Genomic DNA, 23991 nt, shown 5'->3' with positions numbered 1-23991 from the left:
TCTGGGTTGTGGGCAGCGAGGCATCGGATCTCGAGCTTTTGCCGCCCACAACCCAGAACCCACACCCCCCAACCAAAAAGAAGGCCCGCTCGCGCGGGCCTTTTTGCTTTCATCCAACACCAACACCATCAACCAAAACCGGCCTCTCAGTCCTCGCCGCTGAAGAAGGCGAACAGGCGCATCAGGTGCATGAACAGCACCCAGATGCTGCCGAGCAGGCTGGTGGCGATGACGATGTAGTTGGCTTCCGGATCGTGGATCAGTTGGCTGGTTTCCCACAGGATTGCGGCCGAGATCAGCAGCACCGCGGCGCCGGAGATCATCAGGCTCAGGATCGGCAGCTGCAGGAAGAGGTTGGCGACGACCGCCACCAGCATCACCAGGAATCCGACGAACAGGAAGCCGCCGAGGAAGTTGAAGTTGGTGCGCGAGGCCAGCGCGTAGCCGGACAGCGAGAAGAAGATCACGCTGGTGGCAGCCAGGGCATAGACCGGGATGTTCGGATCCATGCGGAAATAGATGCCGACGATCGGGCCGAGGAAGTAGCCCAGCAGCGCCGCATAGACGAACGACAGGCCGAGGCCGGCGATGCTGTTGCGCAGCGCGTTGATGGCGAACGGCATGCCGATCATGAAGGCCAGGAACAGCCACGGGCTGATCATCCCGGCGTTGCTGCTGATCGCATACCAGGCGCTCAGCGCCGACACGCCCATGATCATCGTGAGCAGCAGGTAGGCATTGCGGATGGTCTTGGTGGTGCCGATGGCAGCGACTTCGCTGCGGGTCATCACCGGTGTTGCGGTACTCATGGCGGAAGCTCCGTCGGGTCGTGCGGGGATTGTAGCGATATGTTGCTCGCGAGCGTACGCGAGCCATGTGTGTGCGCGGCGTCAATCCCGAACCATCTCCAGACGGCCGTTTAGCTGGTCGCAACTCCCGCCGCTAGCGCATCCCGGACGAGGTCCGCGAGCGCCAGGCAGGAGGTCAGCCCGGGCGACTCGATGCCGAACAAATTGACCAGGCCAGAAATGCCGTGTACCGAGGGGCCTTGCACGATGAAATCGGCGGACGGTTCGCCCGGCCCGTGGATCTTGGGCCGCACGCCGACGAAGTCCGGCAACAGGTCTTCGTCGCGCAGTGCCGGCCACCACTGGCGGATGGACTCGGCAAACTCGCCACGGCGGCTGTCGTCGAAGCGGTAGTCCGGTTCGTCCACCCAGCGCATGTCCGGTCCGAAGCGGCAGCGCCCGGTGATGTCCATGCCCAGGTGCACGCCCAGGCTCGCCGCGCCTGGCAGCGGATAGATCAGTCGCGAGAACGGCACCTTGCCGCGCGCGTAGTAGTAGTGTCCCTGGCCATAGTGCGGCCGCGGCACCAGCCCGGCAGGCAGGCCCTGGATCTGCCGTGCCAACGCGATGGCGCCGAGGCCTGCGGCGTTCACGAGTTGCCGGCAGCTCATGGCGCCGTCCGGGGTTTCCACGCTGAAACCTCCCTCGATCCGCGCCACCGTTTGCACCGGTGTGCGACAGACCAGACGGCCGGCGTGCGCCTCGATGTCGCCGAGCAGCGCGGTCACCAGCTCCGGCACATCGACGATGCCTGTACTCGGCGAGTCCAGCGCCGCCACGCAGCGCAGCGCCGGTTCCAGCCGCAGCGCAGCCGGACCGTCAAGCCAGTGCACCGGAACGCCATTCGCGGCGGCTTGCGCTTCAATCCGCCGCAGTCCGGGAACGTCCTGCTCGCGCGTGGCGACGATCAGCTTGCCGGTGCGCCGGTGCGCGATCCCGCGCTCGGTGCAGTACGCGTACAGCAGCTCCAGGCCGCGCACGCAACAGCGCGCCTTCAGCGAACCGGTCGGGTAGTACATCCCCGCATGGATCACGCCCGAATTGCGGCTGGAGATGCCCTCGCCGGCGCGGTCTTCGGCCTCCAACACCAGCACCTCGGCACCGGCCCGCGCCAACGCGCGCGCACACGCCAGGCCGACCACCCCGGCGCCGACCACTACGGTGTCGATGTCGACCGACATGCCCGCCTCCACCCGCTCGTTGCGGCCATTCTGCGCGAGCGGATGCCCGACGAACAGGCGCAGCCCGTGGCATGCTCGTTGCGCTCCCATCGCGACGACCCGCTGCCATGCCGCTGATCCTCTCGCTCGACCAGGGCACCTCCAGTTCCCGTGCGCTGTTGCTCGATGGCGATGCGCGGGTGCTGGCCAGCCACAGTGAGGCCTTCGACTGCAGCTACCCGCAGCCGGGCTGGGTGGAAGTGGATGCGGACCTGTTGTGGCAGACGCAGCTCAGCGCCATCCGCAGCGCCCTGGCGCAGGCGGAGGTTCAGGCGCACCAGGTCGACGCGATCGGCATCACCAACCAGCGCGAAACCGTGGTTGCCTGGGATCGCCAGTCCGGCGCGCCGCTGGGTCCGGCGATTGTCTGGCAGTGCCGGCGCACCGAGCCCTTTTGCGCAGACCTGCGGGCGCGCGGGCTGAATGACGAGATCCGCGCCCGCACCGGGCTGGTGATCGATCCCTATTTCTCGGCGAGCAAGATGCGCTGGATGCTCGATCAGTGGCCGCAGGCGCGTGCGCTGGCGGCGCAGGGGCGGCTGTGCTTCGGCACTGTCGACAGCTGGCTGGTTTGGCAACTCAGTGGCGGTGCCGCCCACATCAGCGATGCGAGCAATGCATCGCGCACGCTGCTCTATTCGCTGGAGGCAGGCGACTGGGATCCCTGGCTGCTGGAGTTGTTCGGGATTCCGCGCGACTGCCTGCCGACGGTGGTCGATTCGGCCGGTCGCCTGGCGCAGACCGATCCGGCGGTGTTCGGCGCGCAGGTGCCGGTCGCCGGGATCGCCGGCGACCAGCAGGCGGCGCTGTTCGGCCAGGCCTGCTTCGCGCCCGGCATGGCCAAGAACACCTACGGCACCGGCTGCTTCCTGCTGCTCAACACTGGCGCCACGCGTGTCGATTCGCGCCATGGATTGCTGAGCACGGTGGCCTGGCAACTCGGCGGCCAGCGCACCTACGCGCTCGAGGGCGCGGTGTTCGTCGCCGGGGCGCTGATCCAGTGGCTGCGCGATGGCCTCGGCCTGGTCGGCCACGCCGCGGAAACCGAGGCGCTGGCGCGCAGCGTTGCCGACAGCGCCGGCGTGCACGTGGTGCCGGCCTTCGTCGGCCTCGGCGCGCCGCATTGGGATGCGGATGCACGCGGGCTGATCTGCGGCCTGACGCGCGGCAGCACGCGCGCGCACATCGTGCGCGCGGCGCTGGAGGCGGTGGCGCTGCAGAACGTCGATCTGCTCGATGCGATGCGCGCCGACACCGGGTGCGACCTCGCCGAGCTGCGCATCGACGGCGGCATGAGCGTCAACGACCTGCTGTGCCAGTTCCAGGCCGATGTGCTCGGCGTGCCGGTATGCCGGCCGGCGCAGACCGAGAGCACCGCGCTCGGCGCGGCCCTGCTGGCAGGGCTGGGCATCGGGCGGTGGCAGGATCTCGACGAGGTGGCGGCCCGCTGGCACTGCGCGCGGCGCTTCGACGCCACGATGGACGCCGTCGAACGCGGGCGGCGCCTGGCCGACTGGCACCGCGCGGTGGCGCGGGCGCGGAGCGGCTGACAGAGCATTACTCGAAGCCGTTCCGGAACAACCCGATGCCGGCGCGCTGCTGCGCCAGCTGGTGCAGCCAGCATTCAAGGTTGGTGTAGCCGCTCACCCCGGTGCAGCCCAGCGACAGGCCGGTGCCGTTGCGGTCCGATGGGTTGGCTGGATTGAGGCCGTTGGCCTGTTCGAAGGTATCCGGCATGCCGTCGTGGTCGCCATCGGGCGGCGGGGCGGGTGGCGCTCCCGGCGGGAAGTCGAGGTCGAAAGTGTCGTTGGCCAATGGCGTGCCGTAGTCCGCGGAGGGCGGCAGCCCGGCCAAGGCGCTGTCGCGCCAGCGACGTTCGAGCGGATCAGCCGGCAGCGCCCCAACGCTGCGCGGCAGGGTCGCCGCCAGGCTGTCGCCAGGCTGGTAGGTGATGACGGGGAAGGCGTGGCGCACGGGCAGCCGGGTGGCGTTTCCGGGCGCCGTGTTCGGCGCATTCGCCGGAAAGTCGTTGCAGCAGTAGAACAGCTGGTAGTCGGCCCAGGCCGGGTGAATCGCGATCCGGTTGTCGCTGACATGCAACTGGTTGGCGGCGACATCGAGCAGATCGAACAGGAACAGGCCGTAGGGATAGCTGGCGCGGGTGACGAAGCGGTTGCCGACGGCGTTGAGGCGCACCGCGTAGGCACCGAGCGCCGGGTTCTGGTCGACGTCGCGGTTGTACCAGACCAGGAAGCCTGGATCGACGTAGAGGTTGTTGGCCAGTTCCAGCCGCAGCGGGGTCTGCTGGCAGCTCTGGGTCAGGCCGGGCTGGCCGTCGTAATTGCTCGCCTCGCAGGTGATCTCGGGGGTGCGCCCGCCGACCCGGAACCACAGGTTGCGCACCAGCGCGATCCGGTCCTGCGGGTGCTCCGGGTGCGAGTAGTTGAGCAGCGCGCCACCGCGGTCGGCGTGGTCGCCCACGGTCTCGCCGAGCATCGAATCCTGCACCGTGACGTCCGAGGCCCAGCTGATCTGCAGGGCCTCGTCGGTGGCATGGGCCAGGGTCACATGGTCGAAGATCGCTCGGTTGACGCCGTCCAGCCGCAGCGCATCGTCCAGGCGCTCGCCGCCGGCCGGCACGGGCAAGTTCCAGCCGGGCCGGATGCGCAGATGGCGCACGATCAAGTTGTCGCAGTCGTTGCGTTCGTAGTGGCCGTCGCACACCAGGCCGCGCACGATCACGCCGCCAGGCGAGGTCTGTCCGGCGATGGTGACATCGCCATGCACGACATTGGCAATGCCATGGATCACGCCGCTGACGCGAAAAACGATGGTCCGTGCGCCGTCCTGGCGCAGCGCGTGGTTGAGCGAGCCCGGCACGGTGCCGGCCGGGTCCGGGTCGAGGGTGGTGACTTCGAACACCGCACCGCCGCGGCCGCCGGTGGCAATCGCGCCAAAGCTCTCGGCGCCGGGAAAGGCGGGCGGGGTCTGGGCTGGCAGATCCCACGCCAGCGCGCACAGCAGGATCAGTCCGCACGGTCGCATGGTCATCACTCGAATCCGCTGGTGAACAAGGGGACGGTGCGCTCGAAGGCGCCGATGTCCGAGGCAGCGCCCTGCACCCTGGGCTCGCCGACGAAGTCCATGGCGGCCAGGCCCAGGGGCACCGCGTCGGTCCCCGCGTCGACGCCCGGTGAGCCGGACGGCAGGCGATAGTCGCCGGGTCCGGAGAAGCTGACCGGCGTGAGCAGCAAGTCCGCCCCCAGGTTGTGGTCGCCGCCTCCTACGGGCAGTGGAGACGTCAGCCCGTTGTCCTGCACGATGCTGTTGTGCAGCGTCAGGCTGCCCGCGGGGCCGAAAAAGGCGATTCCGCGAGCGGCGTGCTGGACGATCGTCAGGTTGTGCATGTGCACGCGCGCGCTGGCGCCGACCGAGGTGGCGCTGAGGGCGCTTTGCGGCCCGTCGCGCAGCAGACTCGAAACCAGCCGGATGGCCGCGAAGTCGCTCGCACTCAAGCCCAGTTGGGAGGTGGTCGATGCTGCCCCGGGTGCCAGGTTGTCGAAAACCTCCAGGCGCGAGAGGGTGGCTGTGGCACTGCCGGCCAGCTCCAGGGCCAGTCCGGATCCGAAGACCGAGGGTGCTGTGGTGCTGTTGCCGTGGATCCGGACATTGTGCAGGTCCACGTTCGACTGGCCGCTCCCATTGACCGATATCCCGGTGCCGGTGGTTTGCACGCTGGCCTGGGTCTGGTGCTCGTCGACCTTCACGTCATCCAGGCTCACCCGGCCGCGATCCAGGGTGACCACCCGGATCCCGGTACCGCCTGAACTGCCTGGAAGGGCTGACCCGCTGGTGCAGTGATGCACTCGCGACTGGCTCAGGCTGACCTGGCTGTCGTCACGGGCATTCAGGCCCACACAGCCGGCGCTTCCGCTCGTCACAATGCCGTCGGCAATGTCGACCTGGAAAATCTGCACTGTCGCGAATCCCGTCGCATTCACGTCGATCCCCACAGGCTGGCTGGGCAACGCGCCGTTGTGCATGCTCAGGCGCGAGATTTGCACGTTGCCGCCGGAGGGATAAACGCGCAGTACGGAACCCATGCCTGCGGCGTCGAGAATGGTCGGCGCAGAGCCCGTGCCTGCATAGCTGGCGTCCCAACCGCCGGAAACCGTGAGGTCATTGTTGCTGAGGTTGCCGTTGACACCCGTCACCCCGACCAGCGTGCCTTCACGCAGGCGCACCTCATCCGGCCCCGGGTTGAGGAAGGCGGCATCGACCGCCTCCTGAAGCGAGGCGTGGGTGCCGCCTGCGCCAACGGTGTAAACCGTGGCCTTCGACCCTGTCGCCAGCGCCACCGCCGCGACCACTGCCAGCCACCGCTGCCACATGCCCCTGGTTCCTCGCGTTGAGACAGGTGCAGCGTGCGCAAACGTCCGGCCGGCGCGTTAGAACGGCCGCGACATTGGTTTGACTGGACGCGCCAATCCTGTCGTGACGCGCGTCAGGCGCCCGTCGAGGTGCTCAGTCGCGCCGCGTGCCCTCCTCCGAGGGCGGGTGGCCGAAGGCCTGGCGGTAGCGCCGGGAGAAATGCGACAGGTCCTCGAAGCCCACCCGCGCGGCAACCTCGCCGACCCGCAAGCGCCCGTCGCGCAGCAACCCGCGCGCGGCTTCCAGGCGTGCGGCCAGCACCAGGTCCTGCGGGCTGGTGTCGAGTCCGGACTTCAGGCGCCGCTGCAAGGTGCGCAGCGACACGTGGAACTGTTGCGCAAGATCCGCGGGGCCGAGCGGCTGGTTGAGGTGCCGGCGGACATGGGCGAGCACCCGCTCGGCGAACTCGCGGTCGCGCGGGTCGCCGGCGCCTTGGGTATCGACGGCAGTGGATTCCGCTGCGGCATCATTCGGAACCTGCGCAGGGCCGGCGTCGACGGCGATGGGGCTGGCGGCCGCCGGCGCCATCGCTGCCAGTCGCGCCAGCAGATCGCGCAGGCGGCGACGATGCCATGCATGCACCATCAGCGTGCTCAGCAACCCCAGGCCGAGTCCGGCGGCGCCGATGCGGAGCAAGGCACGCGGGCCCAGCGCGCGCTGCAATCGCTCCAGCATGCCCGGCCCGCCCGTCAGTTGCAGCGGGCGCCAGCGCGCGGGATAGCCGAAATCACTGTCGCCCGACCAGGTTCGCGGCAGCAACTGGGTGCCGACCGCAGCATCCGGCCGCGGCGCATCGGGTGGTCTGCCGGCCAGGACGCGCACGCGTTCCGGAGTGAGCGCCTCGGATTCTCCCGGCGGGTGGTCGACCAGCCAGTCGTTGCTGGCGATGTCCATGCCTATGCGCGCCCCGGCGGCGGCCGGCAGGCCAAGACCGGCCCAGGGCACCTCAAGTTCCAGGGCCCAGCCGGTGGTGGTTTCGCGGGCGGCGTAGTCCGCGGCCAGGGGCGCGGCCGCGCGCTGGGGCACACTGGCGCTGGCGATGGCGCCGATCAGCGAATCGCCGCGCAGCACCCCGAGCCGGCCGTCCGGCAGCAGCAGCAGGTCGACATCGTCGTCGTTCATGCGCGGGCCGGCGTCGCCGCGCGGGTCGATGTAGACCTGCAGCGAGTCGTACTGGTGGTAGCGGTCCACGTCCAGAGCGGCGGGCGCGCGCACCGGATCGGAATCTTCGACCGTCATCGCCAGCCGAAGCGCGTCCAGATCCCAGCAGGCGCGAATGATTGTGTGGTTGCGCTGCGCGGGTGTGCCAGCCGGCTCGTCAATGCGAGCATGCAGCAACGGCTCGCGCCATTCGCCGGTATCTCCGTCAATATTCGCCGAGAAACTGCAATACGGAAGCGCTGTTGCGTCGGCGGAAATCGCGAACAACAGCATCCAGAGGCATGGAACGGTGATACGCATGCAGCGATGATGCCGCAGACCCGCCTCAGCGCAGGCGTTCGATCACCGCCAGCGTGGCCTTGGCCCGGTTCAGCGTGTAGAAGTGGAAGGCAGGCGCGCCGGCGTCGGCCAGGCGGCGGCACAGGCCGGCCACCGCTTCCGCACCCAACTCGCGGATCGCCTCGGCATCGTCGCCGTAGCTCAGCATGCGCCGCTCGATCCAGCGCGGGATCTCGGCACCGCAGGTGTCGGAGAAGCGCTTGAGCTGGCTGAACTGGCTGATCGGCATGATCCCGGGGACGATCGGCACCGTCACGCCGAGTCGGCGCACGTCCTCGACGAAGTGCACATAGGCATCGGCATTGAAGAAGTACTGGGTGATCACGCCGTTGGCGCCGGCATGGACCTTTTCGGCGAGGTGGCGCAGGTCCTCGTCGGCGCTGCGTGCCTGCGGGTGGAACTCGGGGTAGCCCGCCACTTCGATGTGGAAATGCCCGTCGAACTCGCTGCGGATGAAGCGCACCAGGTCGATGGCATGGCGGAACTCGCCCATCGTGGCCATGCCGGACGGCAGGTCGCCGCGCAGCGCGACGATCCGGCGGCAGCCGAGCGCCACATAGCGTTCCAGCAGTTCGCGCACTTCCTCGCGGGTGCCGCCCATGCACGACAGGTGTGGCGCCACATCAAGCCCGTGCTGCTTGAGCGCCACCACCGTGTCGTAGGTGTAGGACAGCGTGGAGCCACCCGCGCCGAAGGTGCAGCTGACGTAGTCGGGCGTCAAGGGCTTGAGCCGCTGCGCGGTGTGCTCCAGCGTCTCACGCTGCTCGGCGGTCTTGGGCGGAAAGAACTCGAAACTGAGCGGCAGCATGGGCGGTACAGACGTCCGGAGCGGGCAGGCCCCGGATACTCGCCGCAGCGGCATCGACTCGGCAACCCCGGCGCCGTGGCGGGTGGCACGCGGTCGCAAGCCCGGCGATGATCGCCCATCCGCCGCAGCCACTGCTTGCCGATGACCGAGCCCAGCCCCGCCGCGCCCGCCGACGCCGACCACGTGTTCGAGGTCCCGCGCGACACCACGCCCACCTGGGAGGTCGAACTGCTGCTGTCCGGCGCGCTGGTGTTCTCGATGCTGCAAGTGCCCGGGCTGCTGGACGATGCGCTCTATGCACTGCGGCCGCGGTTGACCGGCAACCTGAACTACGCCGTGTTCATGCTTTACTTCTACCTGAAGATCACCAGCTACGCGCTGATCTGCACCTTCGTGCTGCACCTCGGCTCGCGCGCGATCTGGGTTGCGGCGCTCGGACTGCGCTCGGTGTATCCCGGCGGCGTGGATTGGGAACAGCTCAAGCGCGGGCCGATCTACCGCGACTACGCCCGTTCGGCCATGCCCACGCTCGATCGCATGATCGACCAGGCCGACAACCGCGCCAGCCTGGTGTTTGCCTTCGGCTTGCTGCTGGCCCTGTTGTCGCTGTCGATCATGCTGCTGACCATGAGCGTGGTGGCGGTGGCCGGGTTGACCGCCTACTTCTGGATACCTGGCAAGGACAATTCCTGGCTGACATTCACGCTGGTGATGCTGGTGGTTGCGCCGATGATGCTGGCGACGCTGATCGACCGGCGCTATGGCGATCGCCTCGCACCGGGCCACTGGCTGCGCCGGGGCATTCACGGGATCTATCAGGTCAGCACCGTGACCACTGGCGGCCGGTTCACCGGCCCAATCATGTTGACCCTGTTCAGTCGCCTGGGAATGACCCGCGGCAACCTGCTGCTCATGGGGGCGCTGTACTCGCTGATGGCGCTGATCCTGGTCGAGGTGCTGCTTCGCTCTGGCGTGATTTCCCTGCCGGGCGAGCGTTACCTGCCGGAGGACGCCAACGGGCGCGAGTTGCGCGCTCAGCACTATGCCGACACCCGCAGCGAGCGCGATGCCCAGGAGGGCTTCCCCTTCATCCCGTCTGCCAGCGTGCGCGGCCCCTACCTGAGGCTGTTCGTGCCTTACCTGCCGCGCCGGGTGCAACAGACCATCGAAAAGGAATGCCCCGCGGCCACGGTCGAGGCCACCGGCGGGGACCACGCCGCGCGCAAGGCCGCCGAGGAAGCGCGTGTCGACTTGCTCCTGGATTGTGTGGCCACCCACGTGCATCCGGTGCTGCTCGACGGCCAGCAGCTGCCAGACCTGCGCTACGACCTCGGACGTGACCCCGACAGCGGTCTGCGCGGCTTTGTCGCCATGCTCGACGTGCGCGCGCTGCCGCCCGGACGGCACCGGCTGGAAGTGATCCGACCCCAGCGCGAGGGCGACGAGGAGCCGGCCGAGCCGTCGATCATTCCGTTCTGGCGTTGACTGGTGGGCCCCGCGTGCGTCCTTCCCGCCGCTTTTCAACCCCCTTGAACTGGATCAACGCAGCCGCAATCACTCCGCATCGACAATCACCGCAGCCTTCGCGCCCGGAGATCTCCCATGCGGATGGACAAGCTCACTTCCAAGTTCCAGCAGGCCCTGGCTGACGCGCAGTCGCTGGCCGTCGGCCGCGACCACAATGTCATCGAGCCGGTGCATGTGCTGATCGCGCTGATCGACCAGCAGGGCGGCTCGACCCGCCCGCTGCTGTCGCAGACCGGCGTGAACGTCGCCGCGCTGCGCAGCAAGCTCGGCGAGGCCTTCGACCGGCTGCCGCAGGTGAAGGGCAACGAGGGCAACCTGAGCATCGGCAATGACCTCAACCGCTTGCTGATGCTGACCGACAAGCTGGCGCAGCAGCGCGGCGATGCCTTCATCGCCAGCGAATTGTTCGTGCTTGCGGCGCTGGAGGACAAGGGCGAGGTCGGCAAGGCGCTCAAGGCCGCCGGTGCGGACAAGGCGCGAATCGAGCAGGCGATCGCCGGCATGCGCGGCGGCGAGAAGGTGCAGGACGCGAACGCCGAGGAGCAGCGCCAGGCGCTCGAGAAGTACACCATCGACCTGACCAAGCGCGCCGAGGACGGCAAGATCGACCCGGTCATCGGCCGCGACGAGGAGATTCGCCGCACCATCCAGGTGCTGCAGCGGCGCACCAAGAACAACCCGGTGCTGATCGGCGAGCCCGGCGTCGGCAAGACCGCCATCGTCGAAGGCCTGGCGCAGCGCATCGTCGACGGCGAGGTGCCCGAAGGCATCCGCGGCAAGCGCGTGCTGAGCCTGGACATGGGTGCGCTGATCGCCGGCGCCAAGTTCCGCGGCGAGTTCGAGGAGCGCCTGAAGGGCGTGCTCAACGACCTGGCCAAGCAGGAAGGCCAGGTGATCCTGTTCATCGACGAGCTGCACACCATGGTCGGCGCCGGCAAGGCCGAAGGCTCGATGGACGCCGGCAACATGCTGAAGCCGGCGCTGGCGCGCGGCGAGTTGCACTGCATCGGCGCGACCACGCTGGACGAGTACCGCAAGTACGTCGAAAAGGACGCCGCGCTCGAGCGCCGCTTCCAGAAGGTCTTCGTCGGCGAGCCGAGCGTCGAGGACACCATCGCGATCCTGCGCGGCCTGAAGGAACGCTACGCGCTGCACCACAAGGTCGAGATCACCGATCCGGCGATCGTCGCCGCGGCCACGCTGAGCCACCGCTACATCGCCGACCGCCAGTTGCCGGACAAGGCCATCGATTTGATGGACGAGGCCGCCAGCCGCATCCGCATGGAAATGGACTCCAAGCCGGAGGAAATGGACCGCCTGGAACGTCGCCTGATCCAGCTGAAGATGCAGCGCGAGGTGCTGAAGAAGGAGCGCGACGAGGCGAGCAAGCTGCGCCTGAAGGAGCTGGAAGACCAGATCGCCAAGCTCGAACGCGAGTTCAGCGACCTCGACGAGGTGCTGAAGGGGGAGAAGGCGGCCGTTTCCGGCGAAACCAGGCTCAAGGAACAGCTCGAACGCGCCCGCTACGAGTTCGAGGCGGCCAAGCGCGCCCAGGACCTGGCGAAGATGGCCGAGCTGCAGTACGGCCGCATCCCCGACCTGGAAAAGCAGATCGCCGCCGCGCAGGCCACCGAACAGAAGGGTTTCACCCTGCTGAAGAACAAGGTCAGCGCCGACGAGATCGCCGAAGTGGTGAGCCGTTGGACCGGCATCCCGGTGAGCAAGATGCTCGAAGGCGAGCGCGAGAAACTGCTGCGCATGGAAGACGAGTTGCACCAGCGCGTGGTCGGCCAGGAGGAGGCGGTGCGCGCCGTGTCCGATGCGATCCGTCGCTCGCGCGCGGGACTGTCGGACCCCAAGCGTCCGAACGGTTCCTTCCTGTTCCTCGGCCCTACCGGCGTTGGCAAGACCGAGTTGTGCAAGGCGCTCGCGAACTTCCTGTTCGACACCGAGGAAGCGATGGTGCGCATCGACATGAGCGAGTTCATGGAGAAGCACTCCGTGAGCCGCCTGATTGGCGCGCCCCCGGGTTATGTCGGCTACGAGGAAGGCGGCTACCTGACCGAGGCCGTGCGCCGCCGGCCGTACAGCGTGATCCTGCTCGATGAGGTCGAGAAGGCCCACCACGATGTGTTCAACGTGCTGCTGCAGGTGCTCGACGACGGCCGCCTGACCGATGGCCAGGGCCGCACGGTGGATTTCCGCAACACTGTGATCGTGATGACCAGCAACCTCGGTTCGCAGGTGATCCAGGAACTCGCCGGCGAGGACAACTACGCGCGCATGAAGAACGCGGTGATGGACATCGTGCAGCAGCACTTCCGTCCCGAGTTCATCAACCGCCTCGATGAACTGGTCGTGTTCCACCCGCTCAACAAGGCCGCGATCGGCCGCATCGCGAAGATCCAGACCCAGCACCTGGCTCAGCGCCTGGCCGAGCGCGAGATCCGCTTCGAGCTCGACGATTCGGCGCTGACCCTGCTGGCCAACATCGGCTACGACCCGGTCTATGGCGCGCGCCCGCTCAAGCGCGCGGTGCAGACTCTGATCGAGAACCCGCTGGCGCGCGAGGTCCTCGCCGGCCGCTACGCCCCGCGCGACACCGTGCGCGCGCAGGGCGGAGGGCGGGAAGATCGTGTTCGAGAAGGTGTAGGGCACCGCCGTTGGTGGGTCCATGCCCTGATTGTGGGTCCAGGCCCTGATTGTGGGTCCGGACCTCGTCCGGACGCTTGTCCCGCCACCGGCACTTGTGGGTCTAAGCGTCTGGACAAGGTCCAGACCCACAACGGCATCGGCAGCAGCGTCTGGACAAGGTCCGGAGCGTCCGGACAAGGTCCGGACCCACCTCAGGCGTTTCGACATAAAATGTCTTGACATGATATGTCGGACGGCGTTAGCGTGGTCGCCAACGCACATGGTGTCCGGCCCGCACGAGGAGGCGGGCGTGACCGATGGCCAGGCCGCGCAAGCTGGTGAGCTTGATCGAACGCTCGGTGCCGCTGCTGCGCAAGCAGCTTGGCGTGACCGATGTCGAGGTGTCCTCGATGCCTGGCGAAGTGCCGGTGATCGAGGTGGGGTTCCCGACTGCCGACCGCCTGCCGATTTATGTCACCGACGCCGGCAGTCAACTGTTGTGCATCAGTTATCTCTGGCGTGACGCGGACATCCGCCCGAAGCGCCGCGCGAAACTGCTGGAAACTTTGCTCGACCTCAACCCCAGCGTGCCGCTGTCCTCCTTCGGACGCATCGGCGAGCACTATGTGCTGTTCGGCGCGCTGAGCCCGGACGCCACGCCGGATGACTTGGCGCTGGAACTCGCCACCCTGAGCGACAACGGCCGCGACGCGCTCGCGACGCTGTCCGATTACCTGGTGTGAGGATGGCCATGGCCTGGTGGGACGAGATGCTCGGATTGCTCAAGGACGAATGGAAGGCGCTCGGCCCCAAAGGCAGCGCGCACGAGCCGCCGACCGTGAAACAGGCCGAGGCACTGTTGACGCGCACTGCGAAGGAACTGGCATCGGCCAAGGCGCGCGCGGAAGCGGCGCGCCGCCGCATGCTGCGCGCCCAGCGCGAACTGGAAGCGCTGACCCGCGAGCCCGCGCAGCATTCGAGCTACCGCGAACGCCTCAGCGAACTCGCGCGCGCGGTGGCCCACGAGGGCGACATGGCGCGCAGTTTCGATGATCACATCGCGACCCTGGCGCGATTGCACGCGGGCGTCGAGGCGCAACTGCGCGAGTTCCACCGCGACGTGACGATGGCGCGCACGATGATGGCCGCCGCCAACGCCACCGCCGCCGCCCCCGACGCGCCGCCGCGCAAACCCACCGACAAATCTCCCGGCTTCGCCCACCAGCGCCCGGAGAAGGTCATGGACCAGTTGAAGCGCGGGCCAAGGGGGAGGGGGTGATGGGCCGGAGGTCGCGAGAGTGCTTCGGGACGAGTGTGCGAGGGCACGAAGGCCTTTTTTGGAGGGCACGAGGGCACGAGGGCACGAGGGCACGTGAAGAGCGGTTCGTCGCAAGCAGTCAGGATTGTCGCAACGGCCGGAGCCAGGCTTTTGGGCTGGCGGGCGGCTGCTTGCGTGCCCTCGTGCCCTCGCGCCCTCGTGCCCTCCGATCGCTCTCGCCATGAACCCCAACCGCCTTCCCACCCGCTGGCAATCATCGGCTTCCGCACTGAAGGCGGTGCAGGTGGCCTTCGACGTCTCGGAGAGCGTTTTGCAGGCGGTGCGCCGCGCGGCCTTCGAGGCGAATCTGTCCAACTCGGACCAGATCCGCGTGGTGCTGGGGCTGCCGGTGATTCGCCAGGCCAAGCGGCCGCGGCTGACGGTGAGCCTGAGTCCGGAGGACTACCAACTTCTGGGTAAACGTTACAGACTGGATCCCGGGGAGCATCTGGCGATCAAGGAGCGTGTGAACGCGGAGCTGATCGCGTTTGCAGATGAATTCAACCAACCGACCACGCGCAAGGGTGCCAGGCGATGACCAGCTTTCTCGATCTGTTGACCCACTATCCGGGCTTCGTGCCCTCGGTGCTGATGGGCGCACTGCTGGTGTTCTGGCTGCTGGCGATCCTGGGCGTGCTCGACTTCGATTCCTTCGGCCCGCACTTCGACGCCGACCTGGACCTGCCGGAGCACGGCGGCGGCGAACACGCCGAGGCGCCGGAAACCTTGATGGCGCTCGGCCTGGACAAGCTGCCTTTCTCCATCGTCGTCAGCGGCATCGTGTTCTTCTGGTGGCTGTTCACGCTGCTGGCGGTGAGCCTCACGTGGAGCCTGATCCCGCTGCCGGCGTGGATCGCTGGCACGCTGATCCTGGTCGGCGCGCTGGTGCTGGCAGTGCCGGTCGCCGCGCGCGTGCTGCGGCCCCTGAAGCCGCTGTTCGTCGTGCATGTCTCGGCCAAGCAGGAATCGCTGCTGGGCAAGCCATGCAAGATCCTCACGCTCAGCGTCAGCGAGAAATTCGGGCAGGCCGAAGTGATCATCGACAGCGGCGCCCCACTCAACGTGCGCGTCTGCGCCGACACCCCGAACACCCTGACCAAGGGCTCGTCCGCCCTGCTGATCGATATCGAGCCGAAGACGGGGCGGTATCGGGTGGAGGCTTACGATGCGCCTTGATTTCTGCAAAGCCAGTTTTTGTCCGCAAAAGACGCAAAGGACGCAAAGAAGAGCCGATTGATGTAGCACAGGCCTGATTTCCACGCGCATCTGGCGTCCCCGAGTGCCGCCTGATTCTTTGCGTCCTTAGCGTCCTTTGCGGACCAAAGAATGCTCAACCCCAACCTGCAGCTGCCAGCCCGGAGCCACCCATGGACCTCGCCATCGTCACCCTGATTGCCGCCGTCATTGCGGTTGTCGTCTTCTTCTTCGGCTTCCTCGCGCTGATCGCGAAGTTCTATCGCAAGGTGCAGCAGGGCCACGCGATGATCGTGAACACCATGCGCGCGGAGCCGGAGGTCACCTTCACCGGGCGCCTGGTGATTCCGGTGCTGCACAAGGTGGAGGAGATGGACGTCTCGATGAAGACCATCGAGATCGAGCGCTCGGGCAAGGAAGGCCTGATCTGCAAGGACAACATGCGCGCCGACATCAAGGTCAAGTTCTTCGTGCGCGTCAACAAGACCGCCGAGGACGTGCTGCGCGTGGCGCAGTCGATCGGCTGCGAGCGCGCCTCCAACCAGGACACCCTGGAGGACCTGTTCAGCGCGAAGTTTTCCGAAGCGCTGAAGACGGTCGGCAAGTCGATGGATTTCGTCGACCTGTACCAGGCGCGCGACCAGTTCCGCGACGAGATCGTCCGCCAGATCGGTGACGACCTCTCCGGCTACGTGCTGGAGGACGCCGCCATCGACTACCTCGAGCAGACCCCGCTGGAGAAGCTCGACCCGAACAACATCCTCGATGCGCAGGGCATCAAGAAGATCACCGAGCTGACCGCCGAGGAAGCGATCCGCACCAACGAGTTCCGTCGCAACGAGGAAATGCGGATCAAGAAGAAGGACGTCGAGACCGCCGAGGCGGTGCTCGAACTGGAGCGCCAGAAGGCCTACGCCGAGGCGCACCAGCAGCGCGAGATCGCGATCACCAAGGCGCGCGAGGAAGCCGAGGCCGCCAAGGTGGCCGCCGAGGAACGCGCCAAGGCGGAACTGGCGCGCCTGCTGGCCGACCAGCAGATCGCGGTGCAGACCGAGAACGTCAAGCGCGAGACCGAGGTGGCGCAGAACAACCGCCTGCGCGCGGTCGCCATCGAAGAGGAAAAGGTCACGCGTGCGCGCCAGCTGGAGATCGTCGACCGCGAGCGCGAAGTGACGCTGCAGCAGATCGAGAAGGAAAAGGCGGTCGAGGTGCAGAAGAAGGCGATCGCCGACGTCATCCGCGAGCGCATCGTGGTCGAGCGCACGGTGGCCGAGCAGGAAGAAGAGATCAAGAACGTGCGCACGCTGTCCGACGCCGAGCGCACCCGCAAGAGCACCATCGTGCTCGCCGAGGGCCAGGCGCAGGAGAAGTACATCAGCGAGGTGAAGTCCGCTGAAGCCGACGAGCAGCGCGCGCGCCACAAGGCCAACGAGGAGCAGATCGCCGCCGAGGCGAAGCTGGTGGTCGCGGCCAAGATGGCCGAGGCGAAGAAGCGCGAGGCTGAAGGCATCGAGGCGGTGAGCGCCGCCGGCGGTCTGGCCGAGGCCAAGGTGGCCATCGCCAAGGCGGATGCGAAGGAGAAGGAGGGCATCGTTGCCGCCAAGGTCAAGCTGGCCGACGCCGACGCCGTGGTCAAGCTGGGCGATGCGCACGCGCAGGCGCTGCAGGCCAAGATGGAGGCCGAGGCCATCGGCCGCGAGAAGCAGGGTGTGGCCGAAGCCCAGGTCAAGCTGGCCGACGCCGACGCGGTGGCCAAGCAGGGCACCGCGCAGGCCGAGGCGTTGCGCCTGCGCCTGGAAGCCGAGGCGCTGGGCAAGCAGAAGAGCGGCGAGGCCGAGGCCGCCGCCATCGCCGCGCGCTTCGCCGCCGAGTCCGAGGGCCTGACCGCCAAGTTCGAGGCCATGAAGCACATGAGCCCCGAGACCCGCGCGCACGAGGAACAGCGCATGCAGCTGGATTACAGCCATGCCGAGACCCTGCGCGGCATCGAGGCCAACACCGCCATCGCCAAGGAACAGGCCACCGTGCTCGGCCGCGCGCTGCAGCAGGCCAAGATCGAGATCGTCGGCGGCGACGGCGACTACTTCGAGAGCTTCATGCGCAGCCTCTCGCTGGGCAAGGCGATCGACGGCACCGTCGGCAAGAGCCAGCTCCTCGCCAAGGCCTTCGCCGACCACAAGGCCGGCAAGCGCGATCTGATCCAGGACGCGAAGGAACTGGTGGCGGCCGTCGGCGGCGCGGACGCGGTGCGGGATCTGTCGGTGGCGGCGCTGATGCAGAAGCTGGTCGCGTCGGGGCGGACCAAGGACGTTGATTTGCTCCAGAAGCTGATCGGCGAGGGCACGAGGGCACGAGGGCAGGGAGGGCCGTGAGCAAGGCTCGCCTGAAACGACTTGCCGCGGGAGGGGGAGATGGTTACCAGCTATCGAGATCTCGTGGTGTGGCAGAAAGCGATGGAGCTTGCGGTTGCCGTGTATGCGGCAGCCGGGAAATTGCCGCGCGATGAAAAGTTCGGACTGGCGGCGCAAGTGCAGCGCGCAGTTGTCTCCGTGCCATCCAACATTGCCGAGGGACACTCACGCCAGTCCCAGCGTGAGTTTGCCCAGTTTCTGTCGGTTGCTCTCGGCTCGCTCGCTGAGTCGAGTACTCAAGTGGAGCTTGCCGGAAGGCTGAAACTTCTGGACGAGCTGACCGTGGTCGATCTGAACGAGCGCGCAGAGCACCTGCGCGCAATGCTCCTCAACCTTCTCTCGGCTGTTCGCGATCGGACCATCATTCGCGATGGCGAACCCCCCGAGTACCTGACCGAGCACTCCACATGACCGCACGCCCCGCTTTTTCCGTGCCCTCGTGCCCTCGTGCCCTCGTGCCCTCCAAATGACTTCCGCCACCTTCGACCTCCTGCGCAAGCGCCTCGCCGCCGCCGCCGAAACCCTGCGTACCAAGACCGAGGCGCTGAACGGCAAGCGCATCGCCACCTTTGGGCGCATCGAGCCGAAGCTGCTTGCGCGCCTGTCCGCGCGGACCGAGCACAACTGCATCGCGCGCGACATCGTGCGCGTCGGTGACTTGCTGCTGTTCGGCTACGAGGTCACGCTGGGGCTGAAGAAGGAGACCAAGGTCGACGACGTCTTCTGCCTGTACCGGCTGGCGGATGGCGCCGATGGCCCGGAACTGCAGACGGTGCCGGTGGCCGGGAGCTTCCTGGACGAGCAGCGCTTCGTTGCCGACTTCCGCGAGCTCTACACCTACTACAAGGCGACCACGCTCGACCAACTGAGGATCGCCGGCGAGCGCCTGCTGCTGATCTTCCGCACCGGCAGCCAGCCGGGTGACAAGCGGGTGTTCCGCTTCGCCATCGAGCGCGGCGGGGCGCTGTCCTACATCGACAACCGCGGCGAGCGCGACCATGTGCTGCCGTCGCCGCACAGTTTCGAGTGGGTCCAGGTCACGCGCGAGCAGCATGTGCTGGGCCGCCACCCGCACGTGAACATCCTCGACACCGTGTTCGTCGAGACCACCGGCGGCGACCTCACGGTCAAGATCGAGAACAACACCGAGACCGGGCTAGGCATCTACAGCGAGCCGGTGGACGACAAGAACCAGGCGCTGGCGGACGCCGAGATCAGCTATGCGGACCTGGGCACGCTGATCGTGCTGGCGATCCGCCCGTATCGCGAGAACGTGGTCCGCCACCTGGTCTACAACAAGCGCCTGAAACAGGTGCAGCGGATCGACGAGATCGGCGATTCCTGCGTGGAGCTGCCCGAGGACCACGGCATCGTGTTCCCCGGCGGCTACTATCTGGAGTCCGGCGACTTCAAGCATTTCAAGGACCTGGGGCACGATTTCCGCGGTTACCGGCTGAAGCGCACGGTGCGCGCGCCGAGCGGCGAGGATGTGCTCTACGTGTTCTACGACAGCGCCAAGGGCGACTACGCGCTGCTGCCGTACAACCTGATCGACCGCGCGATCGGCCAGCCGCTGCTGGCCAGCGGCTACGCGCGCTTCGACGATGGCCGCATCCTGCTGGTCACGCCCGAAGGCGCCGATGCCTCGCGGCTGCACACCATGCAGCTGTGGCGCACGCCGTTCGCGTCGGACGAGCACGCCAGCGCGCAGCCGAAGGTGGCGGGACTGCTCGGGCGGCTCGGCAATGCCAACGTGGTCCGCGCGCTGGCGGAACTGCGCGAGCTGTCGCGGCTGGCCGAGGACGCGCACAGCGAGGCCTCCTACGACCGCCTGCTCAAGCTCGCCGCGCGCTGCGTCGATGCGCATCCGTGGCTGGCGGAGGAAGAGGTCGGCAAGATCGCGGCGGATGTTGCGCTGCTCGGCCGCAGCGGCCGCGAGGCGCTGGACGCCTTCGAAAAGTTGGAGCGCAGCAAGCAGGCCGCGCGCCAGGCGGTGACGGCGGCCACGCAGCAGGTCGGTGAACTGCTGTCGAAGGTCGCCTCGCTGCTGTGGAAGGCGCCGGAGGACTTCACCGAAGCGATCCGCAGCCTCAAGCGCAAGCGCGGCGAGCTGACCGGATTGCGCGAGCAGGCGCATGTGGACATCCCGGCGGTGGACGCGCAGGACGCGCGCATCGTCGAGGAACTCAACCGCATCGGCGAGCGCGCGCTCAAGTTCTTTGCCGATCCGGCCGCCTTCGCTACCCTGCGCAAGGGCCTGGCCGAGGCTGCGGCCGCGGTCGACAGCGCCAAATCGACCAGCGCGCTGGCACCGATCGGCGAGAAGCTCGACGGCCTGGCCGAATCGCTGGACGGGCTGTCCGAGCTGATCGCCAGCTTCGAGCAGACCGATGCGCAGCAGCGCGCCACGCTGCTCGGCCAGACCTCGTCGCTGTACGCCGAGGTCAACCGCATCCGCGCGACGCTGCGCACACGCCGCGAGGGGTTGCTGGAGCAGGAGCAGGGCCTGGAGTTCGGCGCCCAGCTCACGGTGCTGGAGCAGTCGCTGACCAATTTGCTGGCGCGCGCCGATACGCCGGAGGCGATCGACGAAGCCCTTGCGCGCACCCTCGGCAGCATCGAGCAGCTGGAAGGGCGCTTTGGCGCGCAGCCGGCCTTCCTGGTCGAGCTGACCACCCGCCGCGAGGCCGCGCTGGAAGCCTTCGCCGCACGCCGCGAGCAGATCGCCGCGCAGCGCGAGAAGCGCGCCAGCGGCCTCACCGAGGCGATCAAGCGGGTGCTCGACGGTATCCCGCGGCGCGTCGCCAAGCTCACCCAGGCCGACGAGCTGCACGCCTTCTTCGCCGGCGACACCCTGGTCGAGCGCGCGCAGGCGCAGATCGCCGAACTGCGCGCGCTCGGCGCTGCGGTGCAGGCGGACGAACTGGCCGGCAAGCTGCGCAGCCTCAAGGAAGGCGGGCTGCGCGATCTGCGCGATCGCCTGGAACTCGGCACCGCGGGCGACTCGATGGCGCTCGGGCGCCACCGCTTCACCATCGAGCGGCGGCCGCTGGACCTGGCGCTGTTGCACGACGCGCGCGGGCTGTCGCTGCAGCTCACCGGCACCGACTACCGCGTGCAACTGGCTGAGCCCGCCGCCGAGCAGCACCGCGAGGTCTGGGGCCAGGTGCTGCCGAACGAGACCGACGCGGTCTATCGCGCCGAATACCTCGCGTGGCGCTTGTGGCGGCGCGCAGAGGCGGGCGACGCCGCATTGGCCGCGGCCCTGCGCGAGGGCGGCGCGGCGCTGGCCGAGATCGCCGCCGACGAGGCGCAGAAGCACCCGGCCGAGGATTACCAGCGCGGCGTGCACGACGCCGACGCCGCGCTGATCGTCTCGGCGCTGTCGAAGGTCGCCGCGCACGCCGGCGAGCTGCGCTGGCCGGCCGCCTCGCGCGTGCTGGCCCAGGGCTGGTACGCCAGTCTCGACGCCGCGGCGCAATCGGCCGCGCGCGCGCTTGCCGCGGGCCTGGCCTGGTTCATCGCGCGTGGCGAATCGATGCCGCTGCCGCCGTCTTGGCATTCCGCGCTGTCGGCGACGGCCACTGTGCTCGGAGTCCCCGGCGACGCCGCCGCGGTGGAAGCCGCGGCGCGCCATCTGGCCGCCAGCCTGGCGGCCGGGCAGGGCGCCTTTGCCGCCAGCGGCGCCGCGCTGGACTTGGCCGAGCGCGCCGCGCGCGAGTTGCCGAAGAGCGCGCTCGCCGCGCTGGACGCGCCGGTCGCCGCGGGCGAGCGCCTCGCGCTGGCGCGGGCCTGGTGCCAGCGACTGGCCAATGGCGCGCCGGACTCCAGCGTGCTCGAAGCTGCCGCGCTGCTGTGCTTCCCGGCGCTGCCGCGCGAACGCATCAATGTCGAGCTGCATGCGCGCATCGAGGGCCTGCGCGGCGAGCATCCGCGCGTGCAGGGTGGTGTGCTGCCGCTCGATTTCCCCGAGTTCCTGATCCGTTTGTCGCAGCACGAGCAGGTCGTGGCCCCCGAATGGCAGGCCTTCGCGCGCCTGCGCCACCAGGTCAGCGAGCGCGAGCGCAAGCGCCTGGGGCTCGATCGTTTCCTCGCCAAGCCGCTTGCCGGCTTCGTGCGCAACCGGCTGATCGACGAGGTCTACCTGCCGCTGATCGGCAACAACCTGGCCAAGCAGATCGGCACCCTGGGCGATGCGCGCTCGGACCGCTCGGGCCTGCTGCTGCTGATCTCGCCGCCGGGCTATGGCAAGACCACGCTGATGGAATACATCGCCGACCGCCTGGGCATGATCTTCGTGCGCGTCAACGGCCCCACGCTGGGACACGAGGTGCACTCGCTGGACCCGGCCCAGGCCGCGCACCGCGGCGCCGCGGACGAGCTGGTCAAGCTCAACCTGGGCCTGGCGATGGGCGTCAACGTGATGCTCTACGTGGACGACATCCAGCACTGCTCGCCGGAGTTCCTGCAGAAGTTCATCTCGCTGGCGGACGGCACCCGCCGCGTGGACGCGGTGATCGACGGCGTGGCGCGCACCATCGACATGCGCGGCAAGCGCTTCGCCCTGGTGATGGCCGGCAACCCCTACACCGAGACCGGCGAGGTCTTCCGCATCCCGGACATGCTGGCCAACCGCGCCGACGTCTACAACCTGGGCGATGTGCTCAGTGGGCGCGAGGCGCTGTTCGCCGACAGCTACATCGAGAACGCGCTCACCGCCAACCCGGCCAGCGCCCCGCTGGCCGAGCGTCCGCGAGAGGAAATCCTCGCCGTGCTGCGCATCGCCCGCGGCGACGACGAAACCCCGCCGCCGGGCCTGCCGGGCGGCGTCGAGCTGATCGAACTGGTGCGGCGGATGGTCAAGGTGCGCGACGTGCTCGGGCGCGTGAATGCCGCCTACGTCGCCAGCGCGGCGCAGGACGATGCCTACCGCACCGAGCCGCCGTTCAAGCTGCAGGGCAGCTACCGCAACATGGTCAAGCTCGCCGCGCAGCTCTCGCCGCTGATGACCGACGCCGAACTCGATTCGCTGATCCGTGACCACTACCGCGGCGAGGCCCAGACCCTGGGCGCGCGCGCCGAAGAGAACCTGCTCAAGCTCGCCCACCTGATCGGCCAGCCCAGCGCCGACGAAAAGACCCGCTGGTCCGCACTCGTCGACAACTTCCAGCGCCTGATGAAACAGGGCGGCAAGGAAGCCGACGGCGCCACCCGCGCCGCCCAGGTGCTGGCCGACATCGCCCTGCAACCAGAAACAGCACGGCGAGGCCGCCGCCACCCGCGAGGCGCTGGATGCGCTCAAGTCATTGGACCAGATCCGCGAGGCCCTCGCGCGCGAACCGCGCGAACCGAAGCTGGAACTCCCGTCCTCGCTCGCCGCGACCCTCGCGCGCATGGCCACCGCCTACGAGGAAACCCTGCTGCCACTGGTCTCCGCGCTGCACCACAAGATGACCCTGGACCATGACATCTGGCAGCAGGTGCGCGCCGTGCGCACGGAAGTCGATGCGCTGATGAAGCGGATCGGGCAGAAGAAGGGCTGAGCGGGGCGGCCCGCGCGCCGAATGGCTGCGTAGGGCGTTGTATCGCGCAGCGATTCAGCGCCGGGGCAATACCCGGGAACGCGCGCGCACCCCGGGCTACGCGTCGTCCCCGCGCTCAGACTCGTCGTCCGGCGAATCGGGCTCAATCTGCGCACGCACGAATTCGCCGAAGCCGGCGATCTCCTCGGTGGTGAACAGTCCCAGGCGATGCATCGCAAGGATGCTGTATAGCGCCGTGCTGCGGCGCATGTCGTTGAAAGCCTCGGCGATTTCCCGGTCGCGGCGCTGGATCAGGCGATACACCGCGAGATAGCGCTCGTGGTTGCTCTTGCCCGGCGCGCGGCTGGTACGGACGACCTCGTTCAATATCCGCTCGCAGAGTCGGTCCAGGACGACCGGCTTGAGGCTGCGCAGGTGTTTCCAGTCGGCTTCGGTGGACATCGGGATTCCCTGTCGGCGTGAGCCTGCAAGTTTCCTCGGATTTCAGGTATCCGCTCAACCTGGATGGTCGTCCGCAGCCCAGGCGGGCGACAGGCTCGGATGTGCGATCGATGCGA

16 protein-coding genes and 1 pseudogene are annotated in these 23991 nt (G+C 68.1%); 10 read left to right on the top strand and 7 right to left on the bottom strand.

Annotated features, from left to right (window positions below):
• Positions 1-146: 146 nt before the first annotated feature.
• Together IPK27_15305 and IPK27_15300 are read right to left on the bottom strand one after the other, a co-directional pair.
• Entirely contained in the window at positions 147-809 is a 663-nt protein-coding gene (locus tag IPK27_15305; protein ID MBK8068929.1) for a Bax inhibitor-1 family protein, read from the bottom strand.
• Between the two features lie 110 nt (positions 810-919).
• Positions 920-2119 (bottom strand): NAD(P)/FAD-dependent oxidoreductase, encoded by a 1200-nt coding sequence (locus IPK27_15300; GenBank protein ID MBK8068928.1) that lies wholly within the window; start codon positions 2117-2119, stop codon positions 920-922.
• 17 nt (positions 2120-2136) lie between these two features.
• On the opposite strand from IPK27_15300, the gene glpK reads away from it, so the two are divergent.
• Positions 2137-3618, top strand: coding sequence for a glycerol kinase GlpK (gene glpK / locus IPK27_15295; protein ID MBK8068927.1), 1482 nt, complete (start codon positions 2137-2139; stop codon positions 3616-3618).
• A 7-nt stretch (positions 3619-3625) separates the two neighbouring features.
• Here the strand turns inward: glpK and IPK27_15290 are convergent, their stop codons facing one another.
• The 4 genes from IPK27_15290 to metF form a co-directional block, all read right to left on the bottom strand.
• Positions 3626-5119 carry a hypothetical protein gene (locus IPK27_15290; protein ID MBK8068926.1) on the bottom strand — a complete coding sequence of 498 codons (1494 nt, stop codon included), beginning with the start codon at positions 5117-5119 and terminating at the stop codon, positions 3626-3628.
• Complete coding sequence (locus IPK27_15285; protein ID MBK8068925.1) at positions 5119-6459, bottom strand: right-handed parallel beta-helix repeat-containing protein; 1341 nt, start codon at positions 6457-6459, stop codon at positions 5119-5121. Before IPK27_15285 ends, IPK27_15290 begins: the two co-directional genes overlap by 1 nt.
• A gap of 133 nt (positions 6460-6592) precedes the next feature.
• Positions 6593-7960, bottom strand: coding sequence for a helix-turn-helix domain-containing protein (locus IPK27_15280; GenBank protein MBK8068924.1), 1368 nt, complete (start codon positions 7958-7960; stop codon positions 6593-6595).
• Between the two features lie 25 nt (positions 7961-7985).
• On the bottom strand, positions 7986-8807 hold the full coding sequence (metF, locus tag IPK27_15275; GenBank protein ID MBK8068923.1) for a methylenetetrahydrofolate reductase [NAD(P)H]: 822 nt from the start codon (positions 8805-8807) through the stop codon (positions 7986-7988).
• Positions 8808-8948: 141 nt separating this feature from the next.
• Here metF and IPK27_15270 point away from each other — a divergent pair, with 141 nt between their 5' ends.
• The 9 genes and pseudogenes from IPK27_15270 (at position 8949) to IPK27_15230 (ending at position 23358) form a co-directional block, all read left to right on the top strand.
• Positions 8949-10292 carry a hypothetical protein gene (locus IPK27_15270; GenBank protein ID MBK8068922.1) on the top strand — a complete coding sequence of 448 codons (1344 nt, stop codon included), beginning with the start codon at positions 8949-8951 and terminating at the stop codon, positions 10290-10292.
• A gap of 117 nt (positions 10293-10409) precedes the next feature.
• A pseudogene (gene clpB / locus IPK27_15265) lies at positions 10410-12956 on the top strand (ATP-dependent chaperone ClpB).
• 329 nt (positions 12957-13285) lie between these two features.
• Positions 13286-13711, top strand: a complete 426-nt coding sequence (locus IPK27_15260; GenBank protein MBK8068921.1) for a DUF2170 family protein — start codon at positions 13286-13288, stop codon at positions 13709-13711.
• Positions 13712-13719: 8 nt separating this feature from the next.
• The gene (locus IPK27_15255) at positions 13720-14247 is read left to right on the top strand and encodes a hypothetical protein (GenBank protein ID MBK8068920.1); all 528 of its coding nucleotides are present in this window, start codon (positions 13720-13722) and stop codon (positions 14245-14247) included.
• Between the two features lie 220 nt (positions 14248-14467).
• On the top strand, positions 14468-14824 hold the full coding sequence (locus tag IPK27_15250; GenBank protein ID MBK8068919.1) for a hypothetical protein: 357 nt from the start codon (positions 14468-14470) through the stop codon (positions 14822-14824).
• Positions 14821-15462: a ubiquinone biosynthesis protein gene (locus tag IPK27_15245; GenBank protein MBK8068918.1), complete on the top strand. Its 642-nt coding sequence runs from the start codon at positions 14821-14823 to the stop codon at positions 15460-15462. The genes IPK27_15250 and IPK27_15245 overlap by 4 nt, the downstream gene beginning before the upstream one ends.
• A gap of 191 nt (positions 15463-15653) precedes the next feature.
• Positions 15654-17852 (top strand): hypothetical protein, encoded by a 2199-nt coding sequence (locus tag IPK27_15240; GenBank protein ID MBK8068917.1) that lies wholly within the window; start codon positions 15654-15656, stop codon positions 17850-17852.
• Positions 17853-17891: 39 nt separating this feature from the next.
• Positions 17892-18302, top strand: coding sequence for a four helix bundle protein (locus IPK27_15235; GenBank protein MBK8068916.1), 411 nt, complete (start codon positions 17892-17894; stop codon positions 18300-18302).
• A 55-nt stretch (positions 18303-18357) separates the two neighbouring features.
• A complete protein-coding gene (locus tag IPK27_15230; GenBank protein MBK8068915.1) occupies positions 18358-23358 on the top strand; it encodes a DNA repair ATPase in 5001 nt (1666 codons plus the stop codon).
• A gap of 172 nt (positions 23359-23530) precedes the next feature.
• On the opposite strand, the gene IPK27_15225 is transcribed toward IPK27_15230, so the two are convergent.
• Entirely contained in the window at positions 23531-23875 is a 345-nt protein-coding gene (locus IPK27_15225) for a peptide ABC transporter substrate-binding protein (protein ID MBK8068914.1), read from the bottom strand.
• Between the last annotated feature and the right edge of the window lie 116 nt (positions 23876-23991).

The sequence above is a fragment of the Rhodanobacteraceae bacterium genome (assembly GCA_016713135.1).
Lineage (GTDB): Bacteria > Pseudomonadota > Gammaproteobacteria > Xanthomonadales > SZUA-5 > JADKFD01.
The sequence above is the reverse complement of the archived record's forward strand: the minus strand, read 5'-3'. Positions and strand labels throughout refer to the sequence as shown.

What these genes read in the sequence shown, in the direction of transcription:
- IPK27_15305 (MBK8068929.1), bottom strand. Translation starts at nt 809, where the DNA reads ATGAGTACCGCAACACCGGTGATGACCCGCAGCGAAGTCGCTGCCATC.
- IPK27_15300 (MBK8068928.1), bottom strand. Translation starts at nt 2,119, where the DNA reads ATGGGAGCGCAACGAGCATGCCACGGGCTGCGCCTGTTCGTCGGGCAT.
- glpK (MBK8068927.1), top strand. Translation starts at nt 2,137, where the DNA reads ATGCCGCTGATCCTCTCGCTCGACCAGGGCACCTCCAGTTCCCGTGCG.
- IPK27_15290 (MBK8068926.1), bottom strand. Translation starts at nt 5,119, where the DNA reads ATGACCATGCGACCGTGCGGACTGATCCTGCTGTGCGCGCTGGCGTGG.
- IPK27_15285 (MBK8068925.1), bottom strand. Translation starts at nt 6,459, where the DNA reads ATGTGGCAGCGGTGGCTGGCAGTGGTCGCGGCGGTGGCGCTGGCGACA.
- IPK27_15280 (MBK8068924.1), bottom strand. Translation starts at nt 7,960, where the DNA reads ATGCGTATCACCGTTCCATGCCTCTGGATGCTGTTGTTCGCGATTTCC.
- metF (MBK8068923.1), bottom strand. Translation starts at nt 8,807, where the DNA reads ATGCTGCCGCTCAGTTTCGAGTTCTTTCCGCCCAAGACCGCCGAGCAG.
- IPK27_15270 (MBK8068922.1), top strand. Translation starts at nt 8,949, where the DNA reads ATGACCGAGCCCAGCCCCGCCGCGCCCGCCGACGCCGACCACGTGTTC.
- IPK27_15260 (MBK8068921.1), top strand. Translation starts at nt 13,286, where the DNA reads ATGGCCAGGCCGCGCAAGCTGGTGAGCTTGATCGAACGCTCGGTGCCG.
- IPK27_15255 (MBK8068920.1), top strand. Translation starts at nt 13,720, where the DNA reads ATGGCCTGGTGGGACGAGATGCTCGGATTGCTCAAGGACGAATGGAAG.
- IPK27_15250 (MBK8068919.1), top strand. Translation starts at nt 14,468, where the DNA reads ATGAACCCCAACCGCCTTCCCACCCGCTGGCAATCATCGGCTTCCGCA.
- IPK27_15245 (MBK8068918.1), top strand. Translation starts at nt 14,821, where the DNA reads ATGACCAGCTTTCTCGATCTGTTGACCCACTATCCGGGCTTCGTGCCC.
- IPK27_15240 (MBK8068917.1), top strand. Translation starts at nt 15,654, where the DNA reads ATGGACCTCGCCATCGTCACCCTGATTGCCGCCGTCATTGCGGTTGTC.
- IPK27_15235 (MBK8068916.1), top strand. Translation starts at nt 17,892, where the DNA reads ATGGTTACCAGCTATCGAGATCTCGTGGTGTGGCAGAAAGCGATGGAG.
- IPK27_15230 (MBK8068915.1), top strand. Translation starts at nt 18,358, where the DNA reads ATGACTTCCGCCACCTTCGACCTCCTGCGCAAGCGCCTCGCCGCCGCC.
- IPK27_15225 (MBK8068914.1), bottom strand. Translation starts at nt 23,875, where the DNA reads ATGTCCACCGAAGCCGACTGGAAACACCTGCGCAGCCTCAAGCCGGTC.